The 21,527-nt window shown below is 66.1% G+C and carries 19 protein-coding genes and 1 pseudogene; 14 read left to right on the top strand and 6 right to left on the bottom strand.

The window, feature by feature from the left end:
* The coding region (locus tag H0U68_RS19045; protein WP_296358476.1) for an EamA family transporter at nucleotides 1–891 on the top strand (891 nt) is incomplete at its 5' end.
* A gap of 25 nt (nucleotides 892–916) precedes the next feature.
* Here H0U68_RS19045 and H0U68_RS19040 read toward each other — a convergent pair.
* Entirely contained in the window at nucleotides 917–2,011 is a 1,095-nt protein-coding gene (locus H0U68_RS19040) for a PAS domain-containing sensor histidine kinase (RefSeq protein ID WP_296358474.1), read from the bottom strand.
* Between the two features lie 89 nt (nucleotides 2,012–2,100).
* Between H0U68_RS19040 and H0U68_RS24410 the strand changes: the two are divergent.
* Both H0U68_RS24410 and H0U68_RS19035 read left to right on the top strand, forming a co-directional pair.
* Nucleotides 2,101–2,214, top strand: a pseudogene (locus H0U68_RS24410) (MEDS domain-containing protein); the annotation flags it as partial.
* Nucleotides 2,215–2,239: 25 nt separating this feature from the next.
* Entirely contained in the window at nucleotides 2,240–3,778 is a 1,539-nt protein-coding gene (locus H0U68_RS19035) for an ATP-binding protein (protein WP_296358472.1), read from the top strand.
* A gap of 19 nt (nucleotides 3,779–3,797) precedes the next feature.
* Here H0U68_RS19035 and H0U68_RS19030 read toward each other — a convergent pair whose 3' ends face one another.
* The 4 genes from H0U68_RS19030 to H0U68_RS19015 all read right to left on the bottom strand — a co-directional run bounded on the left by H0U68_RS19030 (nucleotide 3,798) and on the right by H0U68_RS19015 (nucleotide 7,614).
* On the bottom strand, nucleotides 3,798–5,702 hold the full coding sequence (locus H0U68_RS19030) for a PAS domain S-box protein (RefSeq protein ID WP_296358470.1): 1,905 nt from the start codon (nucleotides 5,700–5,702) through the stop codon (nucleotides 3,798–3,800).
* A 141-nt stretch (nucleotides 5,703–5,843) separates the two neighbouring features.
* Complete coding sequence (locus H0U68_RS19025; RefSeq protein WP_296358477.1) at nucleotides 5,844–6,257, bottom strand: GFA family protein; 414 nt, start codon at nucleotides 6,255–6,257, stop codon at nucleotides 5,844–5,846.
* 130 nt (nucleotides 6,258–6,387) lie between these two features.
* A complete protein-coding gene (locus H0U68_RS19020) occupies nucleotides 6,388–6,840 on the bottom strand; it encodes a hypothetical protein (RefSeq protein WP_296358468.1) in 453 nt (150 codons plus the stop codon).
* A gap of 402 nt (nucleotides 6,841–7,242) precedes the next feature.
* Complete coding sequence (locus tag H0U68_RS19015; RefSeq protein ID WP_296358466.1) at nucleotides 7,243–7,614, bottom strand: hypothetical protein; 372 nt, start codon at nucleotides 7,612–7,614, stop codon at nucleotides 7,243–7,245.
* A 251-nt stretch (nucleotides 7,615–7,865) separates the two neighbouring features.
* On the opposite strand from H0U68_RS19015, the gene nikR reads away from it, so the two are divergent.
* The 6 genes from nikR (at nucleotide 7,866) to H0U68_RS18985 (ending at nucleotide 16,970) form a co-directional block, all read left to right on the top strand.
* Nucleotides 7,866–8,333, top strand: a complete 468-nt coding sequence (gene nikR / locus H0U68_RS19010; RefSeq protein ID WP_296358464.1) for a nickel-responsive transcriptional regulator NikR — start codon at nucleotides 7,866–7,868, stop codon at nucleotides 8,331–8,333.
* An 88-nt stretch (nucleotides 8,334–8,421) separates the two neighbouring features.
* Nucleotides 8,422–10,497 (top strand): TonB-dependent receptor, encoded by a 2,076-nt coding sequence (locus H0U68_RS19005; RefSeq protein WP_296358461.1) that lies wholly within the window; start codon nucleotides 8,422–8,424, stop codon nucleotides 10,495–10,497.
* Between the two features lie 183 nt (nucleotides 10,498–10,680).
* Nucleotides 10,681–12,171, top strand: a complete 1,491-nt coding sequence (locus H0U68_RS19000) for an ATP-binding protein (RefSeq protein ID WP_296358459.1) — start codon at nucleotides 10,681–10,683, stop codon at nucleotides 12,169–12,171.
* Nucleotides 12,171–12,857, top strand: coding sequence for a response regulator (locus H0U68_RS18995; protein WP_296358457.1), 687 nt, complete (start codon nucleotides 12,171–12,173; stop codon nucleotides 12,855–12,857). The genes H0U68_RS19000 and H0U68_RS18995 overlap by 1 nt, the downstream gene beginning before the upstream one ends.
* Before the next feature lie 95 nt (nucleotides 12,858–12,952).
* Nucleotides 12,953–14,872: a potassium transporter Kup gene (locus H0U68_RS18990; protein WP_296358454.1), complete on the top strand. Its 1,920-nt coding sequence runs from the start codon at nucleotides 12,953–12,955 to the stop codon at nucleotides 14,870–14,872.
* A 229-nt stretch (nucleotides 14,873–15,101) separates the two neighbouring features.
* Nucleotides 15,102–16,970: a potassium transporter Kup gene (locus H0U68_RS18985; RefSeq protein ID WP_296358452.1), complete on the top strand. Its 1,869-nt coding sequence runs from the start codon at nucleotides 15,102–15,104 to the stop codon at nucleotides 16,968–16,970.
* Between the two features lie 54 nt (nucleotides 16,971–17,024).
* On the opposite strand, the gene H0U68_RS18980 is transcribed toward H0U68_RS18985, so the two are convergent.
* Nucleotides 17,025–17,417 (bottom strand): transposase, encoded by a 393-nt coding sequence (locus H0U68_RS18980; protein WP_296358450.1) that lies wholly within the window; start codon nucleotides 17,415–17,417, stop codon nucleotides 17,025–17,027.
* A gap of 172 nt (nucleotides 17,418–17,589) precedes the next feature.
* Here H0U68_RS18980 and H0U68_RS18975 point away from each other — a divergent pair, with 172 nt between their 5' ends.
* From H0U68_RS18975 to H0U68_RS18955, 5 genes are all read left to right on the top strand, one after another.
* Nucleotides 17,590–17,811, top strand: coding sequence for a GDCCVxC domain-containing (seleno)protein (locus H0U68_RS18975; protein WP_296358448.1), 222 nt, complete (start codon nucleotides 17,590–17,592; stop codon nucleotides 17,809–17,811).
* A 128-nt stretch (nucleotides 17,812–17,939) separates the two neighbouring features.
* Entirely contained in the window at nucleotides 17,940–18,197 is a 258-nt protein-coding gene (locus tag H0U68_RS18970; protein WP_296358446.1) for a hypothetical protein, read from the top strand.
* Nucleotides 18,198–18,209: 12 nt separating this feature from the next.
* Nucleotides 18,210–19,448 carry a cytochrome c peroxidase gene (locus H0U68_RS18965; RefSeq protein WP_296358445.1) on the top strand — a complete coding sequence of 413 codons (1,239 nt, stop codon included), beginning with the start codon at nucleotides 18,210–18,212 and terminating at the stop codon, nucleotides 19,446–19,448.
* A gap of 28 nt (nucleotides 19,449–19,476) precedes the next feature.
* Nucleotides 19,477–20,841, top strand: a complete 1,365-nt coding sequence (locus H0U68_RS18960; protein WP_296358443.1) for a hypothetical protein — start codon at nucleotides 19,477–19,479, stop codon at nucleotides 20,839–20,841.
* Between the two features lie 26 nt (nucleotides 20,842–20,867).
* Entirely contained in the window at nucleotides 20,868–21,407 is a 540-nt protein-coding gene (locus H0U68_RS18955; RefSeq protein WP_296358441.1) for an FMN-binding protein, read from the top strand.
* The last annotated feature ends 120 nt before the right edge of the window (nucleotides 21,408–21,527 follow it).

Here is a 21,527-nt window from a genome sequence, read left to right as displayed (position 1 = left end):
CTGCTGCGCCGGCCGGCCTCGCGCGAGGCGCGCCTGTCGCGCCGCGACCTGCCCTGGCTGGCGGGTGTCGCGTTCTTCGGTGCCCTGGTCGGGCCGGTCGCGCTGGCCTGGGGCCTGCAGCATGCCGGCGGCACGGGTGCCTCGCTCATGCTCACCATGGAAGCCGTGTTCACCGCTGTCCTGGCGCGCGCGCTGTATGGCGAAACCATGGACCGCCGCGTGTGGCTGGCCATGCTGGCGCTGCTGGCCGGCAACGCGCTCCTGGTGGCCGACCAGGCGCGCAGCGGCCCCGCGGGCGGCATGCCGGGCCTGGTGGCGGTGCTGGTGGCCACGGCAGCCTGGGGAACCGACAACGCGCTTTCCCGCGCGTTGGCTGATCGCGATCCCGGCCAGGTGGTGCTGGCCAAATCATCGCTCGGCGCGGGCTGCGCGCTGGCACTTGCGTTCGCGTTCGGCGAGCTGGCGCCGGCAACAGCGGCGGCCGTGGCCTTGCTTGGCATCGGCGCTGCCGGCTACGGGCTGAGCTTGCGCTTTTACCTGCTGGCGCAGCGGCGTTTTGGCGCCGCGCGCACCGGCTCGGTGTTCGCGTGCGCGCCGTTCCTCGGCGCGCTGGCGGCGCTGGCGCTGGGCGACCGTTCCGCTTCCTGGCTGATGGGCGCCGCGGGAGGCCTGATGGCCATCGGCGTCTGGGCCCATCTTGCCGAACGGCACGCCCACGGCCACCAGCACGAGGCGCTGGCGCACGAGCACGCGCATTCGCATGAAGACGGCCACCACGACCACGCGCACGACCAAATGCCGGCCGGCACGCACAGCCACCCGCACGTGCATGCAGCGGTTCGCCACGCCCATGCGCATGCGCCCGACCTGCATCACCAGCATCGGCACTGACGGCCGCGCTGGTTCAGCGCCCTGATCAGGACTTCAGCACCGGCAGGCGGAAGGAGAACTCCGAGCCCTTGCCCAGCCCGGGGCTCTTGGCCTGGACGGTGCCCGAGTGGAGTTCGACGATCTGGCGCACCAGCGGCAGGCCCAGGCCCACGCCGCCGGCGCGCATCTGCTCGCCTTCGGGCGCCTGCGTGAACAGGTCGAACAGCCGCGGCAGCACCGGCGGAAAGATGCCGATGCCGGTGTCGGTGATGCGGCAGACGATCTCGTCGCCTTCCTGGCTGGCCTTGATCCAGATGGAGCCGCCGTTGTGCGTGTACTTGATGGCGTTGGTCAGCAGGTTGAAGATCACCTGGTGGATGCGCGGCAGGTCCACTTCCACCGGCAGCGGCGACGGCGGCAGCACCGCTTCGAGCTGGATGGCCTTTTCGCCCGCCAGCACCTGCATGCCGGCCGCCGCGTCTTCCAGCACCGTGCGCAGATCCAGCGGCGTCGTCTCCAGCTGCACCTTGCCCAGCTCGAGCCGGGTGACGTCCATCAGGTCGTCGGCGAGCCGCCCCAACACCTGCAACTGGTTGCGCAGCTGGCCGACGGCGCGCTTGGCCCGCTCCTCTTCCACCAGCCGGTCGAGGATCAGCGCCACGTTGCTCAGCACCGCCAGCGGATTGCGGATCTCGTGGCCGAGGTTGCGCAGGAATTTGCGGGTTTCGTCCCGGGCGTTCGCCAGCGCCGACACCTCGTGTTCGAAACGCTCGGTGTGCGCCCGGTCGTCCGTCATGTCGCGCAGCACCTTGACGAAGCCGGTGACGGCACCGGCTTCGTCCCGCACGGCGGTGACGCTTCCGCTCACCCAGATGCGGGTGCCGTCCTTGCGCGCGTGCCAGCGCGAGTCCTCCGAATAGTGGTCTTCGGCCGCGATCTTGAGCTCGTAGTCGGGGTAGCCCTTTTGCCGGTCGTCGTGGGTGAAGATCAGCGCGATGTGCTGGCCGATGGCTTCGTCCGGCGTGTAGCCCAGGATGCTCTCGGCACCGGCAAGCCAGCCGGTGATCACGCCGGCGGTGTCGAGCACGATGAGGCCGTGGTCACGGGCTTGCTGCAGCCACAATTCGACAGTAGATAACATGCAAAGCCCGGTAGGAAAACAGCAATTCTCCCTTGAAACGGCCGTCGCAGCATTCGAACCGCCCGACCGGCATCCCTGCTGTTGGCGACGTGCCCTGGGGCACGCACTTCTGCCAGTTCTACAAGACCTCCGACGACCTGGCCGACACGCTGGTGCCGTTCTTCGAAGCGGGGTTGCGCAGCAACGAATCGTGCCTGTGGGTCACCGGCGACAAGCTGCAGCGGCCAGATGCAAATCGTGTCGATCAAGGACTGGTACACCGCGGGCGACGTCTTCAACGCGGATGCGGTCCTGCAGGGCTGGGTGGGCCGCGAAGCGGAATCCAAGCGCAAGGGCTTCTTCGGGCTGCGCCTGACCGGCGACACCTTCTGGGTGGACCGCTCCGGCTGGGACGACTTCATGGCCTACGAGGAGAAGGTCAACAGCACTTTCCGCCGCTACAACCTCGTCGCCCTGTGCACCTACTGCATGGAGAAATGCACCGCCGACGACGTTCTCGACGTCTGCTGCCACCACCAGTTCGCGCTGGCCCGGCGCCAGGGAGACTGGGAACTGCTGGAAAGCGCTTCGCTCAAGATCGCCAAGGAGCAGCTGCAGCGCCAGAACACCGACCTCGAGTCGCGCGTGGACGCGCGCACCCATGAGCTGAACCAGGCGCTGAAGGCACGCGACGAATTCCTGGCCATGCTGGGACACGAGCTGCGCAACCCGCTGGCGCCGATCCTCAACGCAGCCGAGCTCATCCGCTCGCGCACGCCGTCCGACTCCCCCCTGGCCGGCAGCGCGGCCGTGCTGGGACGCCAGGTCCGCCACATGACCCGGCTGGTCAACGACCTGCTGGACGTTGGCTGCGTCACGCAGGGCCAGCTGCGGCTGGAACTGAAGGCGGCATCGCTGGCCGACGTCATGGAACAGGCGCTGGAAATCTCCAGGCCCCTGATCGACCAGCGGGGCCATTCCCTGTCCGTCACGCTGCCCGGGCGCCACGTTGCCGTGGATGCCGATCCGGTCCGGCTCGCGCAGGTGTTCGACAACCTGCTGCACAACGCGGCCAAGTACACGCCCGATGGCGGCGCGGTCAGCATGGCGGCGGTGGTGTCGCAAGGCACGGTGGAAGTGACGGTGAGCGACAACGGCGCCGGGATTCCCGAAGCCATGCTGGCCTCCATCTTCGAGCTGTTCACGCAACTGCCCCGGTCGCTCGACCGCTCGGACGGCGGCCTGGGCATCGGGCTCACGCTGGCCAAGCACATCACCGAGATGCACAACGGCAAGGTGCAGGCCTGGAGCGACGGGCCGGGCAAAGGCTCGCGGTTCAAGGTCGTACTGCCGCTGGCCGGCCCCGCGCGCGGGCCGGACACCGACGCACCAGCTGCCGGCGCGGCAGCGGCATGCCGGCGCATCCTGATCGTCGACGACAACGAGGATGCCAACCGTTCGCTGGCGGAGCTGCTGCAGATGGCGGGGCACGAGGTGGCGATGGCGTTCGACGGGATGCAGGGCCTGGAGGCCGCCCGCGCCTTCATGCCCGACGTGATCCTGCTGGACATCGGGCTGCCCGGCATGGACGGCTACGAAGTCGCCCGGCAGCTGCGCGCCGACCCGCGGGGAGCATCCACACGGGTGGTGGCGCTGACCGGCTACGACCAGGGCTCGGACCTGAAGCAGGCCAAGGAAGCAGGGTTCGACGCGCACTTGCTCAAGCCCGCGCGGCTGGACGAAATCCTGCGCCTGCTGGCCGATGTCCCGGTGCGCTCGCTGCACTGAGTCTGCCGGTAAATCACGGTCAGGTGCCGGCCCTTTTCGCAGCGGCATTGAGAATGCCGCTGAGCTGCTGCTTGTCGACGGGCTTGACGAAGTGATGGTCGTACCCCGCTTCCAACGCACTCTGGACATCCTGCGGCTGGCCGTACCCGGTGACGGCGACAAGAACCGCGTCGGGCCACATGCGGCGCAGGCGCCTGGCCAGCTCGAAGCCGTCGAAATCGGGAAGCCCGATGTCCAGCAAGCACACCTGCGGCGCGAAATGCCCGGCCAGTGCCAGTGCCAGCGCCGCCTCGGCGTGGTGCTCCATGGCGACTTCATGACCCAGGGCCTGCAGCCACAGCGCCAGCAAGTGCGCCGCGTCCACGTTGTCGTCGACGACCAGTACGCGCAGCAGGCCGGCGGCCAACGGAACCCGCTCGTGCTGCTGCAGGATCGGCGAAGCCGTTCGAACGACGCGCGGCAGCACGACCGTGAATTTGCTTCCGTGGCCGGGGCCTTCACTCTCGGCGGTGACCCGCCCGCCATGCAGTTCCACCAGGCTGCGAACAAGCGCGAGACCGAGTCCAAGTCCGCCCTGTGAGCGGTCTGCCGTTCGCTCTGCCTGCGCAAACATCTGGAAAGCGCGCTGCAGCAGTTCGGCAGTCAGGCCGATCCCGTCGTCCTGGATGGACACCTCGACTTCCAAGTCCCGCAGGGCCATGCTGACGACGATATGCCCGCCCGGTGGGGTGTATTTCGCGGAGTTGGCCAGCAAGTTGCTGATCACCTGGACCAGGCGTTTCTGGTCACCCTCCACGACGGCGTCTCCCGGCGCGAGATCCAGGGTGACATGGTGCGAGCGGCTGTCGATTGCCGGCCGCGCCTGTTCGAGCGCATGGGCGACGACCCCCCTGAAGTCGAGCTCCTCCTTGACCAGCTCGACCAGGCCGCGCGTCACCCGCGAGACGTCGAGCAGATCGTCGATCAGCCCCGTCATGTGGCGCACCTGCCGGCGCAGGACCTCGACCGTGCGCTGCACCCCGGCCGCATCCAGCCTCGCCATGCCCAGCAGCTCCGTTGCGGAGGCGATGGGCGCCAGGGGATTCCTGAGTTCATGCGCGAGCATGGCCAAAAACTCGTCTTTGCGCCGGTCGGCGTGCTTGAGCTCCTTCTCCACGGAACGAACGTGGCTGATGTCCCTGACCACCACGACACCGCCGCCGGCGCTGCCATCGCGCGACTGGATGCTGGCGCCCGCGTGCTCAACCTCCCTGCGGCGCCCATCTTTGCCAATGAGCACGGCGGTCGCGGGAACGCCGGCGCCGTTGCCCGGAGCGGGCTCGACCTTCTCGCCTGCTTCACCATCGCGAAGCTCGACAACCTCGGGCAGCTGCCTGCCTTGGGCTTGTGCGGACTGCCACCCCGTGAGCTCTTCGGCCTTGGCATTCAAGTAGTCGATCTTGCCTTCGCTGTCGAACGAGATGACCGCGTCGCTGATCGCGCCCAGCGTCACCTGGCACCGCTCGCGCTCCCGGGACACCATCTCATGGAGCGCCTTGCGCTCGGTCACATCACGGGTGATCTTGCAGAACCCGGTCAGTTCACCGCTTTCGTTGGTGACCGCGATGATCTCGACCTGCGCCCAGAACGTGCTTCCGTCCTTTTTGCGGCGCCATCCCTCCTCCTGGAAGGTGCCTTGCTCAAGAGCGGCCTGGAGGTTGTGCTGCGGGTGCCCGCGTGCCTGGTCTTCTTGCGAGTACAGCATGCCGAAGTAGGCACCGATGGCATCTTCCTTCGCGTAACCTTTCATCGCCGCCGCGGCGGGATTCCAGGTGCGAATGAGCCCATGCGGGTCCATCAGAAAGATCGCATAGTCCTTGACCTTCTCGGACATAAGCGAGAAGCTGCGCGCGTGCTCGGCATCCGTCTGTTGTGCGTTGGCCATCAGTACCTCGCTTGCGGCACGAGCAACTCCTCTGCCGCGCTGTGGCCAATGATGCCTGCCGAAATCGATTCCGTGTTGCGCGGCGGCTCGGCAGTGAAGGATGCAATGTAAGGATCGATGTGTGGCGCCGCACGGCTGCGGTCAGTTCCGATCCTCTTCGTATTGCTCGGCGCCCTCGACCGGCCGCAGCCACGGCTCGCGGCGCTTGGCCCAGAGCTCGTAGCTCGGCACCAGCGGCGTGGGCGCTTGCGACAGGATGCCGAGCTTGATCTCAGCCTCCTGGTCGTCGATGGAGAACAGCCGCGAGCCGCAGCGCGGACAGAAGCTACGGCCCTGGAATTCGGAGGTATCGCCCGTATGCTCGAACTGATGCGCCGGCCACACGGCATAGAAGGTGAAGGCCGAACCGCTTTCCTTCCGGCAGTCGGTGCAGTGGCACAGGCCGGTACGCAGCGGCTCGCCGCGAACGGATACCCGCACCTGGCCGCAAAGGCATTGGCCTGAAAACGCGGTCTCCCCGCATGTGGTTTCGGTTGCTGCGGAAGACCTGGGCACCAAGGCTGGCGCGCTGGCCGAACACGGTCAAACGATCACTGATGCGCCGGACGGGTTGCTGACGCGGTCATGGGGATAGCCGCTGGCGCGGGGCCGTTGGGCGCCCCGCCCCATGCAGGGCACTCCTGGCTTACGAAAACACGCCCGCCTGGATGTCGTCCGAGAGATCGACGAACCAATCAAACTGTTGCGAACCTGAGAAATAGGTACGTGAGATCCTGCGGCCACTGCACGTCACCGTGATGAGGGCCTCCAGGTCCGCGAAATGCGCGGGCTGTTCAACCACCTGCACCGCGATCCGGAAATCGTCTGGCTCCAAGTGGGCTCGAATCAGCAAAGCCTCAATCAGCGCAAGGTTGCTGGACCCGAGGAACGCCGCATCCGCACCTCTCTTGATTGCCTGCGCCGGTTTTGGCGCAATGCCGCCTGGCTGGCGATTGCCGGCCAGCGGTGTTCCCGTCGTCCACGCGGAATACTGCGGACCGGCCCCCGGCAATTCCTGGGTCAAGGCGACATATCGCACCATGGCGCCGCTTTCTCCTGGACTCGCCATCGGGCAAGTTGGCTCTGGCAGCACTTTCATGGGGATCCCTTGGGTCGGTGAGCGTCCAGTTTGCGGGGGCGGGCGGGAGCGAAGGGGGAGCGGCTTTGCGAAGTCTCGCTCGAGGTGTCGACACCAGGCGCATCGCCTGCGCTCCCCTGCGCGTCCCGCGGCAGCCTCGCAGCGCTCTCGAGGTAAATGCCTTTCACGACCCCCTGCGGCGTCAGGACCTTCACGCGCCATGCCGATCGGCCGTCCAGGTCGGCTCGATCCACGGACAGCACACGACCGCCACCCTCCCGCTGCACGGCGGCCGCTGCTTCTTCACGGGTCACATCCGCGTGGACTGGAAGGGCCAGCGCCAGGAACAAACAAAGGACCGGAGGAAAAAGAGATTTCATGCTTGAGATGCTCCCGGCCGCGGGCTGCGGCGCCAATCAACGATCAGTCCCAGCGGCGGTCGCCGTAGAACTCTTCAACGTCATGGTGCCGGTGATGGCGTCTCCACTGCGCGCGCCTCCATTCGCGCTCTTCACGCAGCCTGCGGTCGTATTCATAGCCGTATCCGTACGCGGGGGCGGGAAGGACATAGGCAGGGGCTGGGCTGACCTGCACCCACCGGCCGTGCCCGTCGTAGTAGCCACGCGGCTGCACGTAGACTGGTTGCGGCTGCACATAGACCGGCTGCGGCTGCACATAGACCGGCTGGGAATTTCCCAGCTCTACGGAAAAAACGACGTCGGTGCGTGCCTGGGCCAGTGACGCGGTGCAGGCCAGGACGGTTGCAGCCAAGCCGACAATGACAATGCGTTTCATGAGCATCTCCTGGTTGGTGATGCCCCAGTCTGCGGGTGCAAGCGTGAACGAGACCTGAACGGCCTTCAGAGAATCCCGGCCGGTCGCGTCCGGGTTGGGGCTCGCGGCCCTTGCCTTCTCCGCGTGCCCGTCGGGCGGCGAGCGCGGGCGGCACGCGCGCCTCGTCGCGGCCTCCCGGTCCGCCGCGTAGGATTCACCTTTTCATTGCAAGTTTCTCCTGTCTCCCCCGGTCCTTGCCAACAGAGGCACACATGCAGCGTTTCACCATTTCCCTCGACGAAGACTTGGCCGGCGAATTTGATCGCCTGATCGCGGTGCGCGGATACGTCAATCGTTCCGAGGCCGTGCGCGACCTCATCCGCGAACGCCTGGGCAGTGCGCTGCTGGACGCGCGCAAGGCCAAATGGTGCGCGGCGACCGTGACCTTCGTCTACGACCGCAATGAGCACCCTGTCACGGCACGGGTCATGGACCTCCAGCACCAGCACCACGACCTGGTGGTCAGCAGCCTGCAAACCCGCCTGGACCACGACAACTGTCTGGAGACTGTGGTTCTGCGCGGCCCCACGGTTGGCGTGCAGGATTGCGCCAGTCAGCTGATCGCGCTGCGCGGCGTGCGGCATGGCCAGATCCATGTCCTCGCGCTTTCAGAAGGCCAACGCCACCACCATTCCCATGCCCCATCCAAGGCGCATACCCACCTCAAGCCGATGAATTGATCGGACGCCGGTGCGGATGCATGAATCCACCGGCCCGGCCGGCGCGTATGATAAATATCAAATACATCTTACGTCTCCAAGGAAACCCATGGCCGTGTTTCAGCTGAAGAAAAACCGACTCACCCCTGTCATGGCGGCCATCCTCGCCGGCGGCGCCTGCGCCCAGGCCGTACCCGCGGCCGACGAGGTGAAATCCCTGGCCCCCGTCACGATCCAGGGTTCGCGCAACAGCCAGCTGGGCATTGCCGACTCCGCCAACGGCGGCGTGGTGACGCAGCAGCAGCTGGAAGCGCGCACGGTCTACCGGCCCGGCGAAGTGCTGGAGGCCACACCCGGCCTGATCGTGAGCCAGCACAGCGGTGAGGGAAAGGCCAACCAGTTCTACCTGCGCGGCTTCAACCTGGACCACGGCACCGACCTGCGCACGACGGTGGACGGCATGCTGGTCAACCAGCGCAGCCATGCGCATGGCCAGGGCTGGACCGACCTTAATTTCCTGATTCCCGAACTGACCACGCTGCTGGAGTATCGAAAAGGCCCGTACTACGCGGCCGAGGGTGACTTCTCTTCGGCCGGCGCCGTCTCCGTGCGGTATGCGGACAAGCTGGAGCACGGCATCGCCAGTATCGGCCTGGGCCAGAAAGGCTATCGCCGCACGCTGCTGGCGGACTCGCCGGCATTGGCGGACGGCCGTTTGCTGTATGCCCTTGAGCTCTACCACAATGATGGCCCGTTCGTGCACCCGGATGACTACCGCAAGGTCAATGGCGTGCTGCGTTACAGCCGGGGCACCGAGGCCACCGGCTTCGACATCACGGCGATGGCCTATAGCGCCAAATGGAACTCGACCGACCAGATTGCCAAACGCGCGGTCACCGGCGGCCTGATCTCGAGGTTCGACGCCCTGGATCCTACCGATGGCGGGCTGTCGCGTCGCTACAGCCTGTCCGGCGCGTGGCGCGACACGACGGCCAGCGGCAGCACGAAGATCAATGCCTATGTCGTGCGCCAACAGCTGGACCTGTTCTCGAATTTCACCTACTTCCTGGACGATCCGGTCAACGGAGACCAGTTCAGCCAGCCCGACCGGCGCGTGACGACGGGCGTCAAGGCCTCCCACACCTGGCAGATGAAGGGCCTCGGCCAAGCTTCGGAAACCACCGTGGGCCTGCAGGCGGAAAACGACAACATTTTCAACAGCCTCAACAACACGGCGGGCCGGCGCCTCCTGTCCACCACGCGCAAGGACCACATCGTCGAGACGAGCCTGGGCGCCTATGTGGAAAACACGACATGGTGGAACGATTGGTTCCGCACTGTAGCTGGTGTGCGGGCCGACACTTACCGCTTCAAGGTCGGCAGCGACAACCCGGCCAACTCCGGCAAGGCCAAGGACACCATCGCCAGCCCGAAGCTCGCGCTGGTCTTCGGTCCCTGGGCAAAGACCGAGTACTACGTCAACGTGGGCTCGGGCTTTCACAGCAACGATGCGCGCGGCACGACCATCGCAATGGACCCGAAGACCGGGCTTTCTGCGGACAAAGTTCCGCCCCTGGTGCGCTCCAAAGGCGCCGAACTGGGCATTCGCACCGAGATCATCCCCGGCTTGCAGAGTTCGTTCTCGGTCTACCAGCTCAATTTCGATTCCGAGCTGGTGTTTGCGGGCGACGCGGGTACGACCGAGGCAGGGCGCCCGAGCCGGCGCGTGGGCTTCGAATTCTCCAACTACTACAAGCCCCTGCCTTGGCTGACTATCGACGCGGACCTGGCGTTCGCGCGGGCACGCTTTCGGGATGCGGACGCGGCGGGCCGGCGCATCCCCGGTGCCGTCGAAGGCGTGGCGTCCCTCGCGCTCGCCGTGGACAATCTGGGGCCGTATTTCGGCGCGCTGCAACTGCGCTACTTCGGTCCGCGACCGCTGACCGAAGACAACAGCGTTCGTTCGCGCGGCACCGCCACGTTGAACGGGCGTGTCGGCTACAAGATCAACAAGATGTCGCGCATCGAGCTGGAAGGATTCAACCTGACCAATCGCCGGGACTCGGCCATCGACTATTACTACGAATCGCGGCTGGCCTCGGAGGCGGCGTCGGTCAATGACGTTCACCTCCACCCCATCGAGCCGCGCTCCTTCCGGGTCACGTACACGATGAATTTCAACTGACTTCCCACGCCTGTTGAACACCTGGCAGGGGCGGCATAGGGCGGCCAGCGCGCCGCCGGCCGTCAGGATCAACGCTGCTGGCCGGTTCTGCTGCACGGTGCCGATCAGAGCAGAACCCGTCATCTCTACGTCCGCGCTCGCTCGCAGCACCTGCGGCGTATGGAGGGCGCTTACGATGGTCACATGCGGCGCATCAAGCTTTCCCCACGAACCTCCCCTTGGGAATGGCTCGCCGCGCTGTCCGCGCCACTGACAGCGACTGCTGCGAGCTTTTGGTTCGACGGCTCGATGTCAGTTGCCGGTCTGTCCATGTTCTACATGGCGGCCGTGACGCTCGCCGCGGCGCTCCCGCAGCCTGCCGCGGCCGGCTCGGCGCTTGCGTCGGTCCTGGCGCTGAACTTCTTCTTCGTCCCGCCCAGGCGCTCGCTTGCGGTTGGAGGTTCCGAGTATTGGTGGATCCTGCTGTCCCTCCTGGCGCTTTCGTTCGGCCTCAGCGCCGTATTGGGCTCACTGCGGCGCCGGCGTGAGGAAGCCGATGCTGCCCGTGCGCGCGCCTCCGATCTCCACGCGTTGGCGCAATCGATGGCTGACGTGGACGGGTTCGAGGGGATGGCCCTCGCCGCCGCATCCCGACTGGAGGTCGCGACGGGACGGCCATGCGCCATCTTCGCCAAGGACGAAACTGGTGGCTTGTCGTGGTTTGCGACGCAGGGGAGAGAGTTCCACGAGCGCGCCGCGGCTTGGGCGATTGAAAGCGGGCGCCCTCTCGGCGCCGGTTCGCTCGCCTGGCCGGAACTCCGGCTGTGGTGTGCGCCATTCTCCCGATTCGGCTCCGCTGGCGCGGTCCAGGTGCTGCTCGGCGACGGCGAACGCCCGGACTCGCAGACAACGGAGCATTGGCTATCGCTTGTGCGCCAAGCCGGACTCGCCCTCGAGCGAGAACGCGCGGCGGCCGCAGCCATGCGCTCCGAGCGCACAGCACAAGCAGAAGCGGCTCGCAATACGCTGCTCGCGTCGCTCTCGCACGACCTGCGCACGCCCCTTGCTGGAATCGTGGGCTCCGCGAGCGCGCTTCGCACGCAAGCAGCATCGCTGAGCGAAGCCCAGAAGGGCAAGCTGCTCGAAGCCATCGAGTACGAGGCGCGTGACCTCGCCGTCATGGCGGACAACGTGCTGCAGATCGCCAGGCTGTCGCAGCCAAGCTCAGAGCTCGCGAGCCAATGGGAGTCGATTGAAGACGTGTTGGGCGCCGCGGTGGCACGGGCCCGCAGGCGCTGGCCAACGGCAAGCATCCAACTCAAGGCACCGCCAGGGCTGCCGCCGCTGCGGGCCGAGGCCGGCCTGCTCGCGCAGGCACTGGCCAATCTGGTGGACAACGCAGCGCGGCACGGCGGCTCGCCGGCGAAGGTGGTGGTTCAAGCCGGACGCTCGCGGGAAGGAGTCTTCGTGGCAGTGCGCGACTTCGGCGCTGGCCTGCCCGAAGGGGACCCAACGGAGCTTTTCGCCAGGTGGAAGCGTGGCCAAGCGGGGCGAGCGGGCGGCTCGGGGCTTGGGCTCGCGATCTGCCAGCTCGCAGCCCAGGCGCACGGCGGCGCTGTTTCCGCCAAACGCTGTGACCCAGGCTCGGAGTTCCGCATAGATCTTCCGGTGCCGGCCGCTCCCGAGGACGCCTAGTGAGCAAACCCTCCATACTGGTGCTCGAGGACGAGGTGAGCATCGCCACGTTCGTCTGCGCGAGCCTCAGCGCTGCGGGCATGCTGCCCCGCGCCACTGGCCGCGCTGTCCACGCGCGCCGTGAACTGGCCACCGCACCGGCGGACCTGCTGATCGTCGATCTGGGCCTGCCCGACGAAGATGGCATCACGTTCATCACGGAGCTCCGCAAGACGAGTTCGGTGCCGGTCCTGGTGCTCTCGGCGCGCGCGCACGAGTCCCAAAAAATCGAGGCACTCGACGCCGGAGCCGACGACTACCTCGGCAAGCCCTTTGGCGTTGGCGAGCTGCTCGCCCGGGTTCGCGCGATGCTGAGGCGGGCTGCCGCGGCGCCGACCGCTCCCGCCAGGCTGCGCGTCGGCGAACTCGAATACGACCGCGCCTCGCGCGAACTGAAATTGCGGGGTGCCGCGGTCCATCTCACCAAGCGCGAACTGGCACTCTTCGACGCGCTCGCGCGCGCGCTCGGAAAGGTGCTCACCCACCGGCAACTGCTCGCCGAAGTCTGGGGCGCCGAACAAGTCGACCAGCTGCACTACCTGCGGGTCTATATGGGCCACCTGCGGTCGAAGGTCGAGGCGGACCCCGCCGAGCCCAGGTACCTTCTGACGGAGCTTGGCGTCGGCTATCGCCTCGCGGACGAGTGAGCGCACCAGCTGCCACTGAGCGAACAGCTGCCATTTTTATGCGTTTTTGACGCGCCCGGGAGGACAACAGCGGATCCGAACTTCTGGAGCACCGCATGTCCCAAGCCGCGACGCCTGCCGCGTCAATCTCCCCGACCGACTCGCCGTCTCACGGGCGAAGCGGTGCTGCCCTCGCCTTGGCGGCGTTGGGCGTGGTCTACGGCGACATCGGCACCAGCCCGCTCTACACCATCAAGACGATCTTCGACCCGGCTACCGGCGTTCCGTTGAATCCCGCGACGATCATGGGCGCGGTGTCGGTCGTGTTCTGGGCCTTGATGCTGGTCGTGACCCTCAAATACGTCGTGCTCATCACCCGGGCGGATAACCGCGGTGAAGGCGGCATCATGGCTCTGTTGGCGCTCGCCTCCCGAACGGTGGCCGACCGCCCGAAGCTGCGCGCGCGCCTGCTGCTGCTGGGCGCCTTCGGCGCGTGCCTGTTCTACGGCGACAGCGTGCTGACCCCCGCCATCTCCGTGCTCAGCGCAGTGGAGGGGCTCGAAGTGGCCACCCCGGCGCTCAAACCTTATGTCCTACCGATCGCGGTGGCGATCCTGGTGGGGCTCTTCGCCGCGCAAAGCCGTGGCACCGCGGCAATGGGCCGTTGGTTCGGGCCGGTGATTGTGCTTTGGTTCGGCACACTCGCAGCCGTCGGCGCCTGGCAGATCGTCCAAGCTCCGGAGATCGTCCAAGCGCTCGACCCGCGCCACGCGTGGCGCTTCCTCAGCGAACGCGGATGGGGGCTGTTCCTGGCCGTGGGCGCTGTGGTGCTGGCGATCACCGGCGCCGAGGCGCTTTACGCGGATATGGGCCACTTCGGCAAGCGTCCGATCCGTCTTGCGTGGAGCGTGGTGGTGCTGCCCGCGCTCGCCCTGAACTACGCGGGCCAGGGCGCGCTGCTGCTGCGCGAGCCGGCGGCGGTGGCGAACCCCTTTTATCTGAGCTTCCCGCCCTCCCTCTTGCTGCCGGCGGTCGCCTTGGCAGCCCTCGCGACGATCATCGCCTCGCAGGCAGTCATCTCAGGTGCCTACTCGCTCACCCAGCAAGCGATCCAGCTTGGCTTCTTGCCCCGCATGGCGATCGTCCACACCTCCGCGCACGAGCGCGGGCAGATCTACATTCCCGCGGTGAACTGGATCCTGCTGGCGTCCGTGGTCCTCGCCTGCTTCGCCTTCGGCAGTTCCTCGGCAATGGCGTCGGCCTACGGCATCGCCGTTACGGGGACGATGCTGGTGACGACCATCCTCACTTACTTCGTGGTTCGCAAGGGCTGGGGCTACCCGGCATGGATCGCCATTGGCGCCACCGCGTTCTTCGCGGCGTTGGACTGCTTGCTGTTGGTCTCGTCCTCCGTGAAGGTGCTCGACGGCGGCTGGTTTCCGCTGGCTGTAGCGGCCACGCTGCTAGGAGGCATGACGACATGGAAGGCCGGGCGCGAGGCGCTCTCGAAGGCTGCCAAGTCCGAGATGCCCCCGCTCGCGGATTTTGCCTCCGGTTTGCCCGCCGAAGGCGGCTTCGCGCGGGTGGATCGCACCGCCGTCTTCCTCTGCGCCGAGCGCGGGGTCGTGCCGCAGGCACTGCTCCACAACCTGAAGCACAACATGGTGCTGCATCAGCGCAACGTCGTCCTCACCGTCGTGTTCGAGGAGGTGCCCTCGGTCGCGCCTGCACGTCGCGTGCAGGTCGAGGACCTGGGCAACGGCTTTTGGCGCGCGGAACTGCGGTTCGGCTTCATGGAAAAGCCCAACGTCCCCGACGCTCTCGCGCTCGCCGCTGCGCTCGGCCTTTCGGTCGACCTGTTCTCCACATCTTTCTTCGTCAGTCGAGAGACGGTGGTGCCCAGGTCGTCGTCTGCAATGGCGCGCTGGCGGCAGAAGCTGTTCGCGGCCATGTCTCGCAATGCGGGGCGCTCAGTGGATTTCTTCGGCATTCCGCCCAACGCCGTCATTGAGCTGGGCGCACGCGTCCAGCTCTAACGCGGGTCTGTGGGTGGCGCGCCGCCCAGCATCGGATCGCGTGGAGTAGTCGCATCGGTTCAGGTTTCAAGGCATTTTGCGCTGTAGGCGAGCCGACCGTCCTTGCCTCCAATTTCAGCTGCGAGCTTGGACCAATGCGCAGCCACCGCTTGCTCAGCAGCGCGCACGACTGCCGCGCGCCTGCACAATGGCGTCAGAACAACAACCGGCCTCCCTCGGAGGTTCTGCCGTGCCCGAAAACAAGTCATCTCTGGCTGCTCTCACCTTGGGCGCCTTCGGCGTCGTCTACGGTGACATCGGCACCAGTGTCCTTTACGCCATCAAGGAAGTCTTCGGCTCGGGCCACGTCGCCTTCACCCCAAACAACGTCTACGGCATCCTGTCCATCTTCTTCTGGACCCTCACGGTCATCGTCTCGCTTAAATACGTGTCGCTAGTGCTGCGCGCCGATAACAACGGTGAAGGCGGCCTGGTGGCGATGCTCGCGTTGGCGTCGCAGGCGGTGAAGGACAAGCCCGCGCTGCGCTCGAAGCTGCTCCTGATCGGGATCTTCGGCACCTGCCTCTTCTATGGTGACGGCGTTATCACGCCCGCGATTTCAGTGCTCTCGGCAGTGGAAGGCATGGAGGTCGTCTCGCCGAAGTTCAAAGATTTCGTCATCCCGCTGACCCTCGCCATCCTCCTTGCCCTGTTTATGGTGCAAAAGCGCGGCACCGCCGGCATCGGCCGCTTCTTCGGGCCCATCACGCTGGTCTGGTTCTTTACCATCGCCGCACTGGGCATTCCGCACATTGCAAGCCACCCGGAGATCCTTGCCGCTCTCAGCCCTCACCACGCATTGCGCTTCATGTGGACCCAGCCGGGCACCAGCTTCGTCATACTGGGAGCAGTGGTCCTCTGCGTGACTGGGGCCGAAGCCTTATATGCCGACTTGGGTCACTTCGGGAAAAAGCCGATCCGCATCGCGTGGTTCTCGGTGGTGATGCCCGCGCTCACGATCAACTACTTCGGGCAGGGCGCGCTGCTGCTCTCGCGTCCTGAATCGGTGAAGAACCCCTTCTACATGATGGCGCCAGATTGGGCGGTGGTGCCTTTGGTGGTCATGGCGACGCTCGCTACCGTCATCGCCTCGCAGGCGTTGATCACCGGCGCGTTCAGCGTCACCAAGCAGGCGATACAGCTGGGTTACCTGCCGCGGCTTCAAATCCGGCACACCAGCGTGCGCGACACGGGCCAGATCTACATCCCCGCGGTGAACTGGGGCCTGTTCGTCGCGATCGTGATGGCGGTAGTGCTCTTCCGCACGTCCAGTAGCCTGGCGGCCGCATACGGTATCGCGGTGACGCTTGACATGCTGATCACCACCATCCTCACCTTCTTTGTCATTCGCTATGGGTGGGGCTATCCGCTCGCCCTCTGCATTGCCGCTACCGGCTCCTTTTTTGTGGTGGATCTCGCGTTTTTCAGCTCCAACCTATTGAAATTCACCGAAGGGGGCTGGTTCCCGCTCGCGATCGGGACTGCAATATTTGCCCTGATGACCACCTGGAAGACCGGTCGTGAGCTCCTGCGCGAGAAGGTGCGCTCCGGCTCCATGGAGCTCCGGGAATTTCTGGACTCCGTCTTCGCTGCTCCCCCGACGCGCGTGGACGGAACGGCGGTGTTCCTGGTGGCAGACGTGGACACAGTGCCGAACGCGCTGCTGCACAATTTAAAGCACAACAAGGTGCTGCACGAGGAGAACGTTTTCGTGACGGTGCGAGCGCGCGAAGTCCCCTTCATTCCCACTGACCAGCGCATTCAGCTGACAGATTTAGGCAACGACTGTTGGCAGGTTGTGCTCAGCTACGGCTTCAAGAACGACCCTGACGTGCCCAAGGCGCTGCGCGGGCTTCGCGAGAAGGGCATTGAGCTTGACCCCATGGCCACCAGCTACTTCCTTTCGCGCGAGGTGGTGGTGCCAACCCTTGGTGGAGGCATGCGGCCTTGGCGGGAGAAGCTGTTTGCGCAGATGCATCACAACGCGAGCGGCGCCGCCGACTTCCTGCGGCTGCCAAGCAATTCAGTCGTGGAGCTCGGTTCGAAAATCGAGATCTGATGGCTTTTCAGAACCACCTGTCGCTGACCCGGAACTGCCGTAAGCGTAGGCTGATCACTCTCTTGACGAGAGCCTGTGCTCAGATGTCCACGACATGATGCAGCAGGGCGAAGCCGACGCGCCCCACGAGTCCGAAGACGGTGTGGACGTCTTGTGGTGCCTCGCGGCGAACCAGGCCGTAGCCTTTACCAGGATGTCGCGCTCCTGCTCGATTTGGTGCAGCTTGCGACGCAAGCGCGCCAGCTCCTCGCGTTCGGCCGTCGCCAGGCCTTCCTTGCCGGGCAAGGGCTTACCGCTGTCGCGCGCACTCTGCGCGACCCAATTACTGATGCTCTGCGCGCTCGGGCCGAACTCGCGCGACAGCTGCGCAGGCGTCCTGCCGGCGCGCGCCAGGGCGATGATCTGCTGACGAAATTCCGCCGGATACGGCGGCTTGGATTTGGGCATTCCGGACTCCACTGATGTGAGCAGTATGGCGTCCGTGGAAAGGGGTCAACTTCAGTGACTTGGCCAAGCGCCAGACGACGGTCGGCTATGACGACACCCAGACGACCGTGGCCGCCATGACGGGTGCCACCGCCGCGGCAGGCTTTCCTTCAAGTCCAGTTGGAGCTGCCAAGTGAATGCTTCGCCAGTGCTGGCATCGGCGCTCACCTGTCCCGCGTGCCGGCACGTCAAGGCTGAAACGATGCCCACCGATTCGTGCCAGTGGTTCTACGAGTGCGAGAGCTGTCACGTCGTCTTGAGACCGGAGCCTGGGGACTGCTGCGTCTACTGCTCGTATGGGAGCGTGCCTTGCCCGCCGGTGCAGACGTCCGGGGCCCGGGGTTGCTGCGGCTGACATCAGCCTCAACGGCAGGGCTCGGAATTGCCGCGACCAGATCCAGCGGGATGGGCGCCTAGGCTCGACCATTTCTTGTATATTCGAATACGAATCGTTCTCATTTTTGATACCAGCACGGACCCGCCATGTTCCAGACCCTGCTCATCTGTTTTCGCAAAGGCCTTGAAGGCTTTCTCGTCATTGCCAGCGCGACGCCGCACCTTCGGCGCACCTGGGCGCTGGAGCCGATCCCCGCTGTGCGCAGCCGCCTCGCTGTGGCCGTTACCGGCTATGCGATCCTCGGCATCGCTTCGCTCGGCGCCACCGAGGAGCTCGCCGAAGGTTGGATCGCACAGCTGATCTCGCTCGCCCTCGTTGTCGTACCCACCGCTTGGATCGCCTGAAACGGACCCCCCATGACCCACCGCGCTTCGGATCGCGACGCGAATCTCGTCGCGCCGGCCTTCGTGCGTGTTGCTCGTGCACTCGCCTGCGTTGCCTGCATCGCTGCTCTCGCCGCTTGCGGTGGCGCAGGAGGCGGTTCCGCCAATGCGCCGGCCGCCAGCTCGAACCTTGGCCCCGCTGCCCAGCTCGGCGAAAAAATCTTCCGCGACACCACGCTCTCGGCCTCCGGCAAGCTCGCGTGCATCAGCTGCCATGATCCCGCGAACGGCCACGCGTCGCCGTTCGACACGCCGGTCACGATGGGTGGGCCCAATCTCGATCAGCCCGGCACGCGCACGTCGCCGTCGCTGCGCTACCTGCGCTTCAACACGCCGTTCTCGTTCGCATCCGACGGCGCGCCCGCGGGCGGCTTCTTCTGGGATGGTCGCGCCAACACCCTGGCCGAACAGGCGCGCGCCCCCTTCCTCAATCCGTTCGAGATGGCGAACCCCGATGTTGCCGCCGTTGTCGCGAAGCTCGCCAGCGCGCCATATGCATCGCAATTCCGCGCCGTCTTCGGCGACGGCATCTTCTCCGATTCCGAAGCGGCGTTCGACCGCGCGCGCTTCGCGCTGGAGCGCTATCAGCGTGAAGATGCGGTGTTCGCGTCGTTCAACAGCAAGTACGACGCATTCATCGCCGGCCGCACTACGCTCGCGCCGCAGGAGCTCAACGGGTTCGCGCTTTTCAATCGCCCCGACAAAGGCAATTGCGCGGCCTGCCATCCGAGCGCCAAACCCGTGAACGCACCGGGCGCCCTGTTCACCGACTTCACCTACGACAACCTCGGTGTTCCCCGCAATCCCGCCATCCCCGCGAACGCCGACCCGGCCTACCGCGACGGCGGCCTCTGCGGAATGGGCCGGCCTGACCTTGCGGCGCGCAATGACCTGTGCGGCGCATTCAAGGTGCCGACCTTGCGCAACGTCGCGTTGCGCAAGCACTTCTTCCACAACGGGCGGCTCAAGACGCTCGAAGACGCGGTCACGTTCTACGTCAAGCGCGACACCAACCCCGAGATCTGGTACTCGACCGACGCGCTAGGCAACGTGACGCCCTACGACGACCTCGGCGAGCGGGAGCGCGGCAACGTCAACACCACGGAAGGACCCTACAACCGCAGGCGCGGCGAAGCGCCGGCGCTGACGGATGCCGAGATCCAGGATCTGGTCGCCTTCCTGCGCACATTGACCGACGGCTGGGCGCCGTAAACCGATTTCACAAAAAGCGGAAACTAAAATGAAAACTGGACACATCCTGCGCATCGCGCCGGTCGCCGCCGCGGCGATGGTAGCGAGCGCCGGCGCACTCGCCCAAACGCAGAGCGACACGGCTGCCGAGCTGCGCCAGCTGAGAGAAGAACTGCGGCAATTGCGTCCGATGCAGGAAGAAATCCAGCGGCTGCGCGGCGAACTCGATGCGGTCAAGCGCCAGCAGGCGGCGACGGCGAGCGCCGCGGTCGCCACCGCGGGCGCGCCTACCGCTGCGCCCGCGCAATCGGGCTGGGGCACATCGCCGCCGACCACCGCCTCGAATGGATCAATGACCGGGAGCGGCGTGAGCCTCTTTGGCTATGGCGAATTGAGCTATTCGCGTCCGCGCCGCGATTCGAGCGCGGCGACGGCCACCGCCGGTCGCGGCGTTCTGGGTTTCGCATACCGCTTCAACGAACGAACGCGCATGGCCGCCGAGCTCGAAGTCGAGAATGCCGTGGTGTCCGCCAGCGATCGCGGGGAAGTCGCTTTCGAGCAGCTCTACATCGAACGCGACCTCACCGATCGCATCGCGGCGAAAGCGGGCCTCTTTCTCCTGCCGATCGGGTTCCTGAACGAGACCCACGAACCGACGCGCTATTACGGCGTCAATCGCAACCAGGTCGAGACCGCGATCATCCCGACGACGTGGCGCGAGCTGGGCCTGGGCCTGCGCGGCGCGACGGAGGCCGGCCTACGGTGGGACACAGGTATCGTGACTGGCTTCGATCTCAACAAATGGGACGCGACGGCGGCTGACGGCCGCGAGTCGCCGCTCGGCGCCATTCACCAGGAAGGCCAGCTGGCGCGCGCGCGCAGCCTTGCGTTCTACGGGGCGCTCAACTACAACGGCATCCCCGGCGTGAACGTCGGCGGCACCCTCTACCACGGCGGCGCGGGCCACAAGCAGGCGGGCTTCGCGGGCGCCGACGCGCGCATCTCGCTGGCCGAAGCGCACGCGCGCTGGCAAGTCGGCCGCTGGGACTTGAGCGCCCTTGCCGCGCGCGGCCGCTTCACCGGTGTCAGCGCGCTCAATGCCACGTTCGCCGGCAATCCCACGCCGGTGCCGGACAGCTTCGGCGGCTGGTATGCGCAGGCGGCATATCGTGTGTGGCAGCAAGGCGATCTTTCACTGGTTCCCTTCGTGCGCTATGAGCGCCTGAACACGGCGCGCGGCTACTCCGGCCTGCCTGCCGGCCTGGCGCCCGCGATCGCTCCCGATATCCGCACCTGGACCGCGGGGGCGAATTTCTACCTGCATCCGCAGGTTGTGATCAAGGTTGACTACCAGAGCTTCGGGAACGATCACAACCAGGACCGCCTCAACCTGGGCGTGGGCTTCCACTTCTAGCAATGCGCCTGAACCGCCGACAATCATTGCAGCGCGCCACGGCCATCGGCGCGGCGGCGCTGTGGAACACCCGAGCGTTCTCGGCGGTCTACATGGACATCGAGCAAGCACGCGGTGCGCTGCTCCCCAACGCGGCCACCTTCCAACCTTGGTCCCTCGCACTCGATGCCACCGCGCTCGCGTCGATCGCCTCGGCGTCGCAGACGCGCGTACCCCAGGGCTTCTCGCCGGCAGGGTGGACCGGCCTGGATGCGCAAGGTCGCCGCGCCGGCTTCGTGCTGGCCGACCGCGTGATCGGCAAGTTCGAGTTAATCGATTACGCGGCCGGCTTCGGCATCGATGGCACGGTCACGCAAGTGGAAGTGCTGGCCTATCGCGAATCGCATGGCGCCGAGATTCGCAACGCCGCCTGGCGCAAGCAATTTCCCGGGCGCAAGGGCCCCGCGCAGCTGCGCTTCGGCGACGACATCCGCAACATCTCCGGCGCAACGCTGTCGTGCCAGCACGTGACCGAAGGCATGCAGCGCCTCGCGGCGATCGTGGCGCTGTTCGGAACGAGGACCTAGTGTAGTGCGCGCGAATTAGTTGAACTTTCGCTCGAAGGCATACTCCGATGGCCAAGGGGGTGTGATGCCATGCGGGTCGCCAAGTCGATTGAGCTGGATGGGCAGACGCAGCAGGAGCTT

This window comes from Ramlibacter sp. (assembly GCF_013697775.1).
Classification (GTDB): Bacteria; Pseudomonadota; Gammaproteobacteria; order Burkholderiales; family Burkholderiaceae_C; genus Ramlibacter.
This window is presented reverse-complemented; position numbering and strand designations above follow the sequence as displayed.

Bases quoted from the DNA above. Each gene is read 5' to 3' on its own strand.
- H0U68_RS19030 (WP_296358470.1), bottom strand. From the start codon at position 5,702: ATGGCCAACGCACAACAGACGGATGCCGAGCACGCGCGCAGCTTCTCG.
- H0U68_RS19005 (WP_296358461.1), top strand. From the start codon at position 8,422: ATGGCCGTGTTTCAGCTGAAGAAAAACCGACTCACCCCTGTCATGGCG.
- H0U68_RS18990 (WP_296358454.1), top strand. From the start codon at position 12,953: ATGTCCCAAGCCGCGACGCCTGCCGCGTCAATCTCCCCGACCGACTCG.
- H0U68_RS19035 (WP_296358472.1), top strand. From the start codon at position 2,240: ATGCAAATCGTGTCGATCAAGGACTGGTACACCGCGGGCGACGTCTTC.
- H0U68_RS19015 (WP_296358466.1), bottom strand. From the start codon at position 7,614: ATGAAACGCATTGTCATTGTCGGCTTGGCTGCAACCGTCCTGGCCTGC.
- H0U68_RS18960 (WP_296358443.1), top strand. From the start codon at position 19,477: ATGAAAACTGGACACATCCTGCGCATCGCGCCGGTCGCCGCCGCGGCG.
- H0U68_RS18970 (WP_296358446.1), top strand. From the start codon at position 17,940: ATGTTCCAGACCCTGCTCATCTGTTTTCGCAAAGGCCTTGAAGGCTTT.
- nikR (WP_296358464.1), top strand. From the start codon at position 7,866: ATGCAGCGTTTCACCATTTCCCTCGACGAAGACTTGGCCGGCGAATTT.
- H0U68_RS18980 (WP_296358450.1), bottom strand. From the start codon at position 17,417: ATGCCCAAATCCAAGCCGCCGTATCCGGCGGAATTTCGTCAGCAGATC.
- H0U68_RS18965 (WP_296358445.1), top strand. From the start codon at position 18,210: ATGACCCACCGCGCTTCGGATCGCGACGCGAATCTCGTCGCGCCGGCC.
- H0U68_RS19040 (WP_296358474.1), bottom strand. From the start codon at position 2,011: ATGTTATCTACTGTCGAATTGTGGCTGCAGCAAGCCCGTGACCACGGC.
- H0U68_RS19000 (WP_296358459.1), top strand. From the start codon at position 10,681: ATGCGGCGCATCAAGCTTTCCCCACGAACCTCCCCTTGGGAATGGCTC.
- H0U68_RS19020 (WP_296358468.1), bottom strand. From the start codon at position 6,840: ATGAAAGTGCTGCCAGAGCCAACTTGCCCGATGGCGAGTCCAGGAGAA.